The organism is Kitasatospora sp. NPDC004289 (assembly GCF_053602875.1).
The window spans coordinates 31,275-43,972 of record NZ_JBSGEL010000039.1 but is presented as its reverse complement, the minus strand read 5'-3'; the positions used below and the strand labels follow the sequence as shown (position 1 = coordinate 43,972).

The window sequence follows — 12,698 nt, the reverse complement described above, 5'->3', positions numbered from 1 at the left end:
GGCCAGGATCGGGGCCTCGGGTACCGGGAAGCTCTGCGGTGGAGCGCCTGGCTCGACTTCCGGGTGGACGTAGGTTCGAATCCTGCCCCGGTGCCCGAGATCTTCCGTCGCCTCAGTCAGTGATCCGGACGCGTTCGGCGACCGGGCGGAACTCCTGGATGGTGGGGTCGTACTCGACGTGCTGACCGGCCGTCAGTTCGTGCGGTTCGGGGGCCAGGATCGAGTCGTGGTAGACGGTGAGCTCGGGGCTGCCGTCGTCGGGGGTGATGTAGCCGTAGCCGTGGTGCATGTTGTAGCTCTTGACGCTTCCGGTGGCCATCTCGTCCTCCCAAGCAGAGCGATCTCACCTCAGTATCGGCGCGACGGCCCGGGTCAGCCCAGTGGGAGGGTGGCGGTGATGCGGAAGCCGGAGTGGTACGGGGCGGCGGTGAGTTCGCCGCCGAAGACGGCGATGCGTTCGGCCAGGCCGAGCAGGCCGTGGCCGGTGGAGAGGGCCTGGCGGGCGGCGGGGGTGCGGCCGGCGCCGTCGTCGGTGACCTCGACCCGGAGGGCGTCGGTCCAGCGGAGGCGGACGGTAGCGCGGGTGCCGGGGCCGGCGTGCTTGGCGATGTTGGTGACGGCCTCCTGCACCAGGCGATAAACCGTCATGTCGACACTGTCCGCCAGCGGCACCGGGACGCCGTCGGTACGCAGCTCGACGTCCAGGCCGGTGCGGCGGGCCTCGGCGAGCAGCCGCTCCAGGTCGGCCAGGCCGTGCCGGTCGAGGCTCTCCTCGCCGACCAGGCCGGTGGAGCGCAGCAGCCGCAGCATCCGGCGCAGCTCCGCCACCGCCGAGCGGCCGACCTCCTCGATGTGCCCGAAGGCCTCGGCGGACGGGCCGGCGGCGGCGACCCGCCCGGCCTCGGCGCGCATCACCATCACGGCCACCGCGTTGGCCACCACGTCGTGCAGCTCGCGGGCGATCAGGGTGCGTTCCTGCACCACGGCCCGGCGGGCCTGCTCCAGCTGCTCGCGGTCGCGCTCGGCGGCGGCCCGGTCGGCCCCGGTCCAGCGGGCGACGGCCCAGGCGGCGCTGGTGAGCCAGAGGTAGAAGACCAGGGTGGAGACCAGCGCGGCCAGCTCGTAGCCGGGCATCGACTGGTCGGTGACCACGTAGCGGACCTTGAGCGCCATCGGGGCCAGGCTGAGCAGCAGGGCCCCGGCCGCGACCGGGAGGCGGCTGCGCTCGGCCACCGTGAAGAGGGCGATCAGGAAGCCCAGGTAGGGCGTGAAGTAGAAGGTGTCCTGGTACAGGGTCAGCGCGGCGGTGCCGGTGGCCAGCGCCCAGAGCAGCAGGAAGGCGGTGGCCGGCCGCCGCCGGCGCAGCAGCAGGCCGCCGAACTCCGGCAGGGCCAGCAGCAGCACCAGCAGCCGGTCCCCGCCGGTGGCGGCCGGGGAGAACAGGCCGCCCCAGAACAGCACGTCGGCGGAGGTGGCGACCACCGCCAGGGCGAGGTCCTGCACCAGGGGCGAGCGCGGCCAGGAGAGGGGCACGGCAGCCGCCCCGCTCAGCGGACCGCGGCGCAGGGCTTGCAGTAGCTCACGCAGCAGATCGGGTTGAGGAAGGACTCCAGGGCGTCGTTGCCCTTCTCGTACCACCAGTCGCCCGGGCCCCGGTCCACCTCGGGGCGGGCCACCGGGTAGCCGAGCTCGGCGAAGGTCTCCCAGAGGTCGCCGTGGTGGCTGCGGAGCACCTCGCCGAGCCGGGCCCGGGTGTGCACGGCCACCGCGTTGCGGTAACGGGAGGCGCTGACCAGGGTGAGCACGGCGGCCGAGACGTCGAAGTCCTCGCCCTTGTACGCGGTGAGGAAGACGCCGCCGGCCCGGATCGCCTCGGGCGGGGTCTCCCCCTCGGGCCCGCTGCCGCCGTCCGGCACCTCGGCGATCCGGACGAACAGCCGCTGCCAGGGGTCGGCCAGCTCGGCCGGCGGGCTGGGCACCAGCACCGTCCGGGGCGCGGCGAGCAGGCCGTAGCCGAGCAGTTCGCCGGAGCGGTCCTCGGGTGCGGCCAGGTGCACGGTGACCCGGAGGGCGGGCAGCGGGGTGGGTGTGGTGGTCATGGTTCGGTCCTCCGCTTCGCCGCCGGAGCGGCTGGCTGGACGGCGGTGGGCCCGGCCCGCCCTGACGGTGCGTCGGAGGTGACGGTGCGTCGGAGCGGGGCCGGGCCGTACGTCCGTCCCAGTCTGCGGTGGGGCCGGTCCCGGGCGGATGAGGCGCGGGTCCCGGGTGTGTCCCGGGCGCCGGTACGTGCCGGGGGCCGGTGCGTCCCCGGGGCCGGGGCCTCAGGTCACGTTGAGCCGGGCGGCCAGCCGGAGCAGGCCGGGGGCGAAGCGGCTGAGCAGGTAGGCGCCCTTGGCCTCCGGGGTGACCGGGACGACGGCCTTGCCGGTGCGGACGGCCTTGAGGATCTCGACGGCCACCTTCTCCGGCGGGAAGTTGCGCCGGGCGTAGAGCTTGGAGGCGCGCTCCTGCTTGGCCGACTGCTCCGCCTCGGTGGTGGCCGAGAAGGTGGAGGTGCGGGTGATGTTGGTGTTGACCAGGCCCGGGCAGATCGCCGAGACGCCGACGCCGGAGGAGGCCAGCTCGGCCCGCAGGCAGTCGGAGAGCATCTTCACCGCGGCCTTGCTGGTGGCGTACGCGGCCAGCGCCTTGGAGGGCAGGTAGGCGGCGGCCGAGGCCAGGTTGACGATGTGTCCGCCGTGGCCGCGCTCGGCCATCAGGGTGCCGAAGGCGCGACAACCGTGGATGACGCCCCAGAGGTTGACGTCCAGGACGCGCTGCCACTCCTGCTCGGTGGTCTGCAGGAAGGTGCCGGAGTGGCCGATGCCGGCGTTGTTGACCAGCACGTCCGGCACGCCGTGGTCGGCGGCGACCTGCTTGGCGAAGGCGTCCACGGCCGGGCCGTCGCTGACGTCCAGCCGGTACGCGTGGCCGGTGCCGCCGCTCAGGGTGCACAGCTCGGCGGTGCGGGCGGCGGATTCGAGGTCGAGGTCGGCGACGACCACCCGGGCGCCCTCGGCGGCGAAGGCCAGTGCGGTGGCCCGGCCGATGCCGCTGCCCGCGCCGGTGATCACCACCAGTTCGCCGGGCACGGCCGGGCCTCGGTCCTGCCCGGCGGAGACGGCGGCGGTGAACTCCCGCACGTGCCCGGCCACGACCGCGCCGTGCTCCAGCAGGGCGGACCAGTGGGTGCCGTGCACGGTGCGCCGGGTGAGCTTGGGCGCCCAGTGCTCCAGGCCCTCGGAGAGGAAGGGCTCCACGTAGTGGTCCCGGTCGAGGGTGAGCAGCTGGACGGGGACCTCGGTGTAGCGCTCGCGCGGGGCGCGGACGGCCGGGCGCATGTTGGCCCGGTAGAGCTCGATGCCGCGCACCGCGTCCTGCTTGAGGGTGGGCTGCGGGTGCCCGGGGCGCGGGTTGACGCCCTCCAGGTCGTGCAGCACCCGCGGCCAGGCGCGGGCCAGCCAGAGCCGCCAGGTGGCGGGGGCGAGCAGCGGCAGGTGGAAGGCGGTGATGTACCAGGAGTGCGCGCCCTGCACCAGCAGCTGGCGCAGGTGACGGGGCGTCGGGCGGCGGAAGCGCTTGCGCATCCAGAAGCCCATGTGGTCCAGGCAGGGGCCGGACATCGAGGTGTAGGAGGCGATCCGCTGCTCGGATCCGGGCTCGGTGACGGCCTCCCAGGACTGCACCGAGCCCCAGTCGTGGGCCACCACGTGCACCGGCCGGTCGGGGCTGACGGCGTCCGCGACGGCGAACAGGTCGGCGCCCAGCAGCTCCAGCCGGTACCCGTCGCGGTCGGCCGGGACGCCGGACTCGCCGGCCCCGCGCACGTCGTAGCGCACCACGTGGTGGTCGGCGGCCAGGTCCGCGGCCACGTCGTCCCAGACCACGTGGGTGTCGGGGTAGCCGTGCACCAGGATGACGGTCGGGTGCGACGGGTCGCCCTGCTCGAAGACGGCCAGCGGCAGGCCGTGGGAGTGGACGGTACGGCGGCGGATCATCGGGCGGCCCCCTCGGTGGTGGTCCAGCGGCGGACGTGCGGCAGGTCGTCGTCGAGCCAGTAGGCGTCGTCGTCGGTGACCACCAGCAGTTCCTCGAACTTGATGCCGACCTCGCGGAAGCCGATGTGCGGCTCCACCGCCCAGATCCCCGGCGTCGGCGCGTGCCGGGAGGAGCGGCCGTCGGCCCAGAGCGGCGAGCGGCCGTGCAGCCGCTCGCTGATCAGCTCACGGCCGAGCGTCTGGAGTGTACGCACGCCGAAGCCGAAGAGGTTGACCCCGGCCGGGCCGCGGGCGGTGTTCCTGGTCACCTGGTGGCCGATCACCCGGCCCGGGTAGACCTTGTGCCGGTTGTCGTAGCCGTGCGCGGCGATCTGGGCGTCGACGGCCTGGTAGACCTCGTTCAGCGGCTTGCGGGCCCGCACCTCACGGAGGATCAGCTCCCGGTAGACCTGGAGGTCGGCGGCCAGCTTGTCCCAGATCGGGTTCTCGCCGACCTTGCCGCCGTAACCGATGTCGGCGGTGTAGCCGTCCACCACGGGCGCGCAGTCGAGGACGTACGGCATGCCCTCCTCGAGCTTGCGCTTGCCCGCGAAGAACTGGAGCGGCGTGTGGAAGTGGCGGAAGGCGGTGCGGTCGCCGAACCAGGCGAACGGGACGTGGAAGAAGTCCTGCACCCCCGCCTTCACCAGGCACTGGCGCAGCTTGAGGGTGGCCTGACGCTCCGTCACGCCCGGCTCGATCCAGGCCGCGACCTGCTCGGCGCAGTGGTAGGCGAGCTGCTGGGTCTCCCGGAAGCGGGTGAGGTCCTGCTCGGTGTAGCCGAAAGTCCCGGTGCTCATCGGTCCTCCAGGGTGAGGTGCTCCCCCTCGGGGGCGCGGGAGACGCAGGGCAGGAAGGCACCGGCTTCGCGGTCCTCGGGGGTGAGGCGGCGGTCCCGGTGTTCGGGGGTGCCGGAGGTGACGCGCAGTCGGCAGGTGCCGCAGAAGCCCTGGTGACAGGAGTAGGCCAGGGCGGGGTTCTGCTCCCGCAGCACGTCGAGTGCCGAGCGGTCGGCGGGGACCTGGAGCTCCGGGCCGTCGCCGAGGCGGACGGTGAAGGGCTTCCCGTCGACGACCGGGGCGGCGCCGAAGCGCTCGAAGTGCAGCGAGGCGGCCGGGGAGGCCTCCAGCGCCCGCTGGACGGCGGCCAGCATGGGGGTCGGGCCGCAGCAGTAGACGGCGGAGCCGGGGCGGGCCCGGGCGAGCAGCTCCTCGGTGGGGGTGGGCGGGCCGGTGAGCACCTCGACCCGGTCGGCCGCCAGGGCACGCAGCTCGGGGAGGAAGGGCATCGAGGCCTCGTCGCGGCCCGCGTAGACCAACCTCCAGTCCAGGCCGAGGCGTTCGGCCTGGTGGGCCATCGGGAGGATCGGCGTGATGCCGATGCCGCCGGCCAGCAGCAGCACCGTGGGCTCGGCGCAGAAGGCGAAGCCGTTGCGCGGGCGGCGGGAGGTGAGGCGGACGCCCTGGTGGAGCGCGTCGTGCACCTCGACCGAACCGCCACCGCCCCCGGGGATGCGGCGCACCGCGATCCGGTAGGAGCGGCGGTCGGACGGGTCACCGCAGAGCGAGTAGTGCCGCACCAGGCCGGAGGGGAGGGTGAGTTCGAGCCGGGCGCCGGGCTGCCAGCCGGGCAGCGGGGAGCCGCCCGGGTCGGCGAGGCGCAGCTCGGCCACGCCGTCGGCGATCAACCGGTGCGAGACGACCACCAGTTGGAGCGGCGGCACCGGCCGGGCGGCGGGGCGGCGCGGGTTGCGGCGCAGCCCGGGGCCGCCGAACCGCGGGTTGAGCCAGTCGGCGAAGGCCGTCAGCCGGCTCATGTACCGGTCCGCCCGGGGACGGCCGTAGAGGTCGGGCGGCAGGTCCAGGTCCATCCGGACGGGATCCTCTCGGTGCAGGAACGGCGGGGCGTGGGGTGGGGGTGGGGCGGACGGACGGACGAGCGGGGGCGGGCGGACGGACGAGCGGGCGAGCAGGCAAGCGGACAGGCAGGGCGGTGCTGGCTGGCCGGCGAGTACCGCACCTGCGGCTCCGCCGGCCGCGGCGGGCCGGTACCGGTGCCCCGGTGACCGGTGTCGGCCGTGCCGCGTCCGCAGCGGCCGCCTGCGGCACGGCGCCGGCCGTGGCCACGGGCTGCCGGAGCGGATGCGGCGGCCGGGACTCCTTCCCGTGTCCGCTCGGTCTGACCGCCCGTCAGGGCGCTCTCGACCGGCGGCCCGGCGCGGGTGAAACCCGACCGGCCCCCGGCTGTGCCGGTCGGGCCGCCCGTCAGTGGGTGGCGGCGGCGCGGGCGGCCGGGGAGGCGGCCAGGTAGGCGAGGGCCTGGGAGGAGGAGCCCTCCTGGGTGGGGTGGTACTTCGGGCGGAAGTAGCGCAGCGCCGAGCGGAACGCCTTCGCGGGCTCGGGGAGCAGGCCGCGCCGGGCGATCTGCTGCGCCTCCCGCCAGGTGGGCCGGACGGAGCCGCGCAGCGAGGGGTCGGCGGCCAGCAGGAAGCGGACGCCCCGCACCCACAGGTGGACCAGGGTGGGCCCGGCGATGGCCATGCCGCGCAGGCGGCGCAGGTAGCCCGGGTCCAGGTGGACCATCAGGTCGTAGGCCACGCTGCGGTGCTCCACCTCCTCCGCGCCGTGCCAGCGCAGCAGGTCGAGCATGGTGGGGTCGGCCTTGGCCCGGTCCAGACCCGGGGAGTTGAGCACCCAGTTGCCGAGGAAGGCGGTGAAGTGCTCGATCGCCGCGACGAAGGCGACCCGCTCGATCAGGTACTCGCGCTGCTGGAGCGGGGACTGGCCGTCCCGGGGCCCGAGGATCCGGTGGAACAGCCAGGTCACCTGGCGCACGTACGGGCGCGGGTCGAGACCCTGGCCGAGCAGGTGGTCCAGCACCTCCTGGTGGGCCTCCGCGTGGATGGCCTCCTGGCCGATGAAGCCGAGCACCTCCTCGCGCAGCTGGTCGTCGGTGATCAGCGGCAGGGCGTCCTTGAAGACCTCGACGAACCAGCGCTCGCCCTCGGGGAGCAGCAGGTGCAGCACGTTCACCGTGTGGGTGGCCATCGGCTCGTCGGGGATCCAGTGCAGCGGCAGTGCGGCCCAGTCGAAGTGGACGTCGCGGGGCTCCAGCACCAGGGAGTCGTGGACGGCGGGGGGCACAGCGGGACGGGACACGGGGGCCTCCTGACCGGCGGGTGGACGAGGGGTGACGACGGCTCGACCCCAGGCAAACTACTCGCGGGTATGGCGGCCCACAAGGGTTTCGACCATTCTTATCGACAACGTGTCTAATAGCTTTCGGGTGACGCCCCGACCTGCGCCGCCGCACCGGCGATTCCGCCCCGGACGATCACCTATCAACGGTTAACCTGACGAATCGTGAGCAGCCTTCGCCGCCCGCCCCGTTCGCTCCTCGCCCTGGCCCTGTGCGTCTCGGTGGCCACCGGCGCCACCGAGGCCCACGCCTCCCACCCCGCCGTCACGCCGATCGCGGTGACCGACCAGCTCTCCGGCTCCGTCCTGGTCATGGCCGGACCGCTGCCGCAGCTCGGCGAGCGCCGCCCGCCGGTGATCTGGACCTGGAGCCCCGAGCGGGACCCGGGGCTGACCGCCCTGCGCGCCTCCGCCTGGGGTCTCACCGAGGCCAAGGCCCGCCGTTGGCACGGCCACCGCTACCTGCTCGCCACCGCCTCGGGCGGCCTGGCCGCCGTGGTCGAGCAGCGCTCCCGCACCGTCCGCTGGGCCGTGGACACCGGAACGGGCAACCCGCACAGCATCGAGCTCCTCCCGGACGGGAACGTCGCGGTGGTCTCCAGCGCCGCCGGCCAGCTCCGCCTCTACACCGCCTCGCAGGGCCCGCACAGCGACCACTACACCTGGCACCCGCTCCCCGGGGCGCACGGGGTGCACTGGGACGGCGCGCGCGGGCTGCTCTGGGCCCTCGGCAGCACCGAGTTGACGGCCCTGCGCCCCGGCGGCACCCCGGCCGCCCCGACCCTCACCACCGTCCGGACCGTCCCGCTGCCAGGCCCCGGCGGCCACGACCTGGCTCCGGCGGCGGGCGCGCCGGGGCGGCTCTGGGTCGCCGCCCGGGACCGGGTCTGGCAGTACGACCCGGCCGACGACTCCTTCACGCCCTTCCCCCGCGCGGAGAACGGGGCGCCGGTCAAGAGCGTGGACGACGACCCCGTCACCGGCCAGGTGATGACCGTCTCCCCCGACCCGGACGCCGCCTGCCCCTGGTGCAGCTCGACCCTGGCGCTCCACCGGCCGGACAGCCGCCGCGAGCTGGCCGGACTGCGCTTCTACAAGGCGCGCTGGTGGTACCCGCAGGACCGCTGAGCACCCGTCAGGCCACCGGCCCGACCGCCCCGGGCCGCTCGGCGAACACCCAGCGGTTGGCCGCCAGCGCGTCGTCCGGCTCGGGCAGCGGGCCGCGGCCGTGCAGTGCGGTGAACTCGTACGGGCTGCGCACCGTCACCGTCCAGCCCCGGGCGGCGAGTCCGGCGGCCGAGTCCGGGCGGCTGCCGGTGGCGAACAGCGCCACCAGGTCGATGCCGAGCCGCTCGCGGGCGGCGGCGTACACCGGGGAGGAGCGGATCGCCGGGGACTCCGCGTCCACCTCCTTCACCTCGTAGGCCAGGGTGCTGCCCGGGGCGCTCAGCCCGTCCAGGCGGGCGACCAGACGGCGCTCGGCCTCGGCGGGCAGGTAGAGCAGCAGCCCCTCGGCCAGCCAGGCGGTCGGCCGGGCCGGGTCGAAGCCCGTGGCGGCGAGCGCCGCGGCCCAGTCCCCGCGCAGGTCGGCCGCGACCGTCCGGCGCTCCGCCACGGGCCGCGCGCCGGTGCCGTCCAGCACCTGCTGCTTGAACGCCAGCACCGGCTCGGTGTCCAGCTCGTGGACCACGCAGCCGGCCGGCCAGTCCAGCCGGTAGGCCCTGGTGTCCAGGCCCGCGCCGAGCAGCACCACCTGCCGGACGCCGAGCTCCCGGGCGGACCGGAGCAGGTGGTCGTCCAGAGCCCGGGTGCGCAGGCCGAAGTAGCGGCCGAGCCGGCCCCAGAGCGGATCGGCGTCGCCGCCGGGGACCTGGCCGGGACGGACCGGCCAGTCGGCCGGGTCGGCCCGGTCCGCCGCCGCCGCGCGGACGAAGTGCTCGGCCAGCGGGTCGCGGGCCAAGGCGTCCGGGCGGTGGGTCTCGACGGCCCGGGCCGCCGCCACCAGCAGGGCGGTGCGGCCCACCCCGACGGCCACCCCGCCCTGACCCCGCGTCAGCAGGCCGCTCATGCCCGCACCCCCTGCGGCTCCGGCGCCGCCCAGGCCGCCGGCGCCGCCCAGGCCGCCGGATCCGTCCCGGACAGGGTCCGGGCGCCGTACAGCGTGGCCGCGAAGCGCAGCACCTGCTCGTACGGGAGGTGGAGCGAGGTGGTGCAGTCCGTCAGCACGGTGATGTGGTGGCCCTTCTGGAAGGCGGTGCGGGCCGTGGAGTCCACGCAGACGTCGGCGAACAGCCCGGCCAGCACCAGGTGGCCGATCCCCCGGGCCCGCAGGTGCCGCTCGAAGCCCTCGGCCAGGAAGGCGTCGAAGCAGGCCCGTTTGGTGAAGACCCGCTCCTCCGGACCGGGCGAGACCCGGTGGAACTCCGCGCCCCAACTCCCCTCCGCGCACTTCGGCGGCCGCCCCCGGCGCAGGTCGCGGGCCCGCCAGGCGGGGCCCTGGTGGGCGGGGTCGCCGAGGAAGCGGACGAACACCACCTCCAGACCCCGCCGCCGGGCCTCGGCCACCGCCCGCTCGCAGCCCTCCGCCACCCGCTCCAGGACCGCCGGGTCCCCGGCGAACCGGGCGGTGGCGAGCGGGCCCACGCAGAAGTCGTTCTGCAGGTCCACCACCACCAGCGCGGTCGCCGACCCGGTGACGGTGGCCGGGCCCACGGGGGCGACGGCCTGAGTGTCCGTCATGCGTTCCGCGCCAGGGCCGGGGTACGGGCCAGCCGCGCGAGCAGCGCGTACGCGACCTCGGTGGTGGAGTGCCGCCCGCCCAGGTCGGCGGTGGCCACCCCGTCCCGCTCCAGCTCGGCCAGGGCGGTCTCGACCCGCTCCACCGCCCCCGCGACGCCCACGTGCCGCTCGGCGACCAGGGCGGCGGCCCGGACGGTGGCCACCGGGTTGACCAGGTCACGGCCCGCCAGGTCGTCGGCGGAGCCGTGCACCGTCTGGTACTCGACCAGGCCGGCCACGCCCCGGTCCAGGCAGACGTTCTCGGTGCAACGATTCTCCTGGCGCTCGGAGCCGAAGCGGTCCAGCAGCACGACGTGCATGATGTCGGCCCACTCGTTGCCCGCGATCAGCAGGGTGCGCTCCGGGAGGCCGTGGGCGATCAGGTTCCGGTTGACGGTGTCGGGCTGGTAGACCTCGATCGGCACGGCCAGCCGCTCGGCCGCACCGGCCACCCAGCGGTCAAAGGCCCCGTCCAGCAGGTGGAACTTGTAGGCCATCACGATCCGGTCGATCCGCCCGTCCGGCCACTCCCGGCGGGCCCGCTCCAGCGCGTGCTCGATCACCGCCTCGGTGAGCTCCTGACTGAAGGTCAGGGTGCGGGTGAGCCGGCCCGGAGCGTGCTCGTTCTCCCCGGTGTAGAAGCCCTGGGCCTGGTCGCGGACCAGCAGCAGTGACGTTCCTCCTTCCCGCAGCAGGTCGACCTTGACGGCCCGCAGCTGCCGGCGCACCAGGTAGAGCGACTGGGCGTTGATCGCGGTGCGGAAGACCGCGGTGGCGCCCCGGGCCGCCAGGCCGCGGCAGAACTCCTCGTAGTGCTCGGCGTCCCGCGCGGTCAGCCGCTGGATCTCGGCCGGGTCGCCCGCGCCGCGCAGCGAGACGTACGAGTGGTAGAGGCGGTCGGAGCGGACCAGCTCCACCCCGCCCGGGTGCCCCTCGGTGAGCGCGGCCAGCACCCGCTCGAAGACGGTGGCGAGCTCGGGACCGGTGCCCCGGCCGACCGCGAGCCCGATCACGGGCGCGGGCCCGGTCACGGAGTCGGTCGCGGCCGGGGCACCCGCCTGGCGGACGATCGCGCTCACCGGGCCGCCGCGCCGGAGAGGAGGCGGTCGCCCGCGATGCCGGCCTTCTCGGGCCGGTAGTAGTCGCGGATCGCCTCGGCCCAGACCGGCACCTCCACCCGGTCGCCGTCCACCGGGCCGAGGGCGTCGAACAGCGCCTCGATGTTGGGGAGTTCGAAGCCGATCGCGGTCATCACGGCCAGGAAGTCCGGCCGGGTGACCAGCTGGTCGCCGTCCGGGTCGGCCAGGCCGGCCAGCGCCTCGGCGAACTCGTCCACCACGGCGTCGAAGCGCTCGGGGTCGAGCACCACGGCCCGGAACTCCTCGGGGCTGATCCGGCCGTCGCCGTCCACGTCCAACTCGCTGACCAGGGTGTCCCAGTAGCGGTCCAGCGCGGCGGCCAGCCGGTCCTTCGCGGCGGCACCGGCCTGCGGCAGCGCCTCGGCGACCCGGCGGGTCATCAGGTCGAAGTCGTCCGGCTCCAGGACGCCGTTGCCGTCGACGTCGAAGAGCGAGAACACGAGTCCGACGCGGTCGGTGGCCTCGGAAGTGGGCATGGCGGAGCACCTCTCGGAGCGAAGGGGGAGTCGCGGCCGGTGATCTTGGCCTGGCCGCCGACCCAGTATCCAGCTCCGCCGGGCGCAGGATGATCCCGAACGGCCTACGGCCCGCCATTGCACCCGAACGAGGGAATCCGCCGTCGAGCGGGGGACGCGGAGGCGGTCAGACCGCCATCGCCAGCATCAGCGGCGCCGCCCGGTCGGCGAGCAACTCGGCCGCAGCGCGCAGCCGGTGGGCCTGCTCGACCGGCAGCGAGGTGGCCAGGCAGCCGACCGTGGTGCCGGCCGAGACCGGGACGGCGGCGCAGACCGTGCCGAGCGAGTACTCCTGGATGTCCAGCACCGGGACGGTGGCGGGCTGGCGCTCCAGACGGTGCATCAGCTGCTGCTGGTCGGTGATGGTGCGGGCGGTCAGCCGGGCGGCGGGGTGGCGGGCGAGGTGGTCCCGGCGCCCGTCGTGGTCGAGCTGGCCGAGCAGGCACTTGCCGATCGCACTGGCGTGCGCGGTGGCCCGGAAGTCCACCCACTCCAGCACGGCGGGGGCGTGGTCGCCGGCGGCCACCGCCTCCACCGAGAGCTCGCCGTCGTGGTAGCGGCTGAAGTAGACGGCGGCGCCCAGCTCGTCGCGCAGTTCGCCCAGCCGCTGCTCCAGCCGGGCCCGCACCAGCTGCTCTCGGTTGTGCTGCCCGAGCACCGCGACCGCGCCGCCGAGCGTCCAGACCCCGTCCACCCGGGCCAGGTAGCCCTCGAGTTCGAGCGCCTCGGCCAGCTCCCGGACGGCGGGCAGCGGTATGCCCAGCTCGCGCGCCAGGGCCGCCTCGGGCACACCACCGGGATGGCGGTCCACCGCCTCCAGCACCCGCAGCGCCCGCCGCAGCACTCCGAACGGCCCGGCCGAGACCGGCAATCCCCGCACCGACATGGCGACCCCCTCCGTACGCACCTGCCGCTCCCAGCGTATCCCCAGGGAGCGTTCGAGAACGGACCACCGGCGGGATTGCCCGACAGGTCGTCACCAGGTCCGTCAGC

Annotated in this window: 13 protein-coding genes and 1 tRNA gene; 2 read left to right on the top strand and 12 right to left on the bottom strand. The window is 74.9% G+C overall.

The genetic code is table 11. The features are described 5' to 3' along the window. The first annotated feature begins 21 nt into the window (after nt 1-21). Nucleotides 22-94 (top strand) — tRNA-Ser (locus ACWEPF_RS24900). An 18-nt stretch (nt 95-112) separates the two neighbouring features. On the opposite strand, the gene ACWEPF_RS24895 is transcribed toward ACWEPF_RS24900, so the two are convergent. The 7 genes from ACWEPF_RS24895 to ACWEPF_RS24865 form a co-directional block, all read right to left on the bottom strand. Further along, the gene (locus ACWEPF_RS24895) at nt 113-319 is read right to left on the bottom strand and encodes a cold-shock protein (RefSeq protein ID WP_452174228.1); all 207 of its coding nucleotides are present in this window, start codon (nt 317-319) and stop codon (nt 113-115) included. A 53-nt stretch (nt 320-372) separates the two neighbouring features. Further along, nucleotides 373-1,533, bottom strand: coding sequence for a sensor histidine kinase (locus ACWEPF_RS24890; RefSeq protein WP_452174227.1), 1,161 nt, complete (start codon nt 1,531-1,533; stop codon nt 373-375). Nucleotides 1,534-1,547: 14 nt separating this feature from the next. Beyond that, nucleotides 1,548-2,099 (bottom strand): hypothetical protein, encoded by a 552-nt coding sequence (locus ACWEPF_RS24885; RefSeq protein ID WP_345280212.1) that lies wholly within the window; start codon nt 2,097-2,099, stop codon nt 1,548-1,550. A gap of 222 nt (nt 2,100-2,321) precedes the next feature. Continuing rightward, entirely contained in the window at nt 2,322-4,037 is a 1,716-nt protein-coding gene (locus tag ACWEPF_RS24880) for an SDR family oxidoreductase (protein WP_452174226.1), read from the bottom strand. Next, nucleotides 4,034-4,876, bottom strand: a complete 843-nt coding sequence (locus ACWEPF_RS24875; RefSeq protein WP_345280215.1) for a M24 family metallopeptidase — start codon at nt 4,874-4,876, stop codon at nt 4,034-4,036. The genes ACWEPF_RS24880 and ACWEPF_RS24875 overlap by 4 nt, the downstream gene beginning before the upstream one ends. Beyond that, nucleotides 4,873-5,946: a PDR/VanB family oxidoreductase gene (locus ACWEPF_RS24870; protein WP_452174225.1), complete on the bottom strand. Its 1,074-nt coding sequence runs from the start codon at nt 5,944-5,946 to the stop codon at nt 4,873-4,875. The genes ACWEPF_RS24875 and ACWEPF_RS24870 overlap by 4 nt, the downstream gene beginning before the upstream one ends. Nucleotides 5,947-6,340: 394 nt before the next feature. Then, on the bottom strand, nt 6,341-7,234 hold the full coding sequence (locus ACWEPF_RS24865; RefSeq protein ID WP_345280218.1) for a metal-dependent hydrolase: 894 nt from the start codon (nt 7,232-7,234) through the stop codon (nt 6,341-6,343). A 204-nt stretch (nt 7,235-7,438) separates the two neighbouring features. Here ACWEPF_RS24865 and ACWEPF_RS24860 point away from each other — a divergent pair, with 204 nt between their 5' ends. Further along, a complete protein-coding gene (locus tag ACWEPF_RS24860) occupies nt 7,439-8,401 on the top strand; it encodes a DUF6528 family protein (RefSeq protein ID WP_452174224.1) in 963 nt (320 codons plus the stop codon). 7 nt (nt 8,402-8,408) lie between these two features. Here the strand turns inward: ACWEPF_RS24860 and ACWEPF_RS24855 are convergent, their stop codons facing one another. From ACWEPF_RS24855 to ACWEPF_RS24835, 5 genes are all read right to left on the bottom strand, one after another. Beyond that, the gene (locus ACWEPF_RS24855; RefSeq protein WP_452174223.1) at nt 8,409-9,341 is read right to left on the bottom strand and encodes an SAM-dependent methyltransferase; all 933 of its coding nucleotides are present in this window, start codon (nt 9,339-9,341) and stop codon (nt 8,409-8,411) included. Further along, nucleotides 9,338-10,012 carry a cysteine hydrolase family protein gene (locus ACWEPF_RS24850; protein ID WP_452174222.1) on the bottom strand — a complete coding sequence of 225 codons (675 nt, stop codon included), beginning with the start codon at nt 10,010-10,012 and terminating at the stop codon, nt 9,338-9,340. The genes ACWEPF_RS24855 and ACWEPF_RS24850 overlap by 4 nt, the downstream gene beginning before the upstream one ends. Then, nucleotides 10,009-11,130 (bottom strand): isocitrate/isopropylmalate family dehydrogenase, encoded by a 1,122-nt coding sequence (locus tag ACWEPF_RS24845; protein WP_452174221.1) that lies wholly within the window; start codon nt 11,128-11,130, stop codon nt 10,009-10,011. The genes ACWEPF_RS24850 and ACWEPF_RS24845 overlap by 4 nt, the downstream gene beginning before the upstream one ends. Continuing rightward, nucleotides 11,127-11,666: an EF-hand domain-containing protein gene (locus ACWEPF_RS24840; RefSeq protein WP_452174220.1), complete on the bottom strand. Its 540-nt coding sequence runs from the start codon at nt 11,664-11,666 to the stop codon at nt 11,127-11,129. Before ACWEPF_RS24840 ends, ACWEPF_RS24845 begins: the two co-directional genes overlap by 4 nt. Nucleotides 11,667-11,832: 166 nt before the next feature. After that, nucleotides 11,833-12,591, bottom strand: a complete 759-nt coding sequence (locus ACWEPF_RS24835) for an IclR family transcriptional regulator (protein ID WP_452174219.1) — start codon at nt 12,589-12,591, stop codon at nt 11,833-11,835. Between the last annotated feature and the right edge of the window lie 107 nt (nt 12,592-12,698).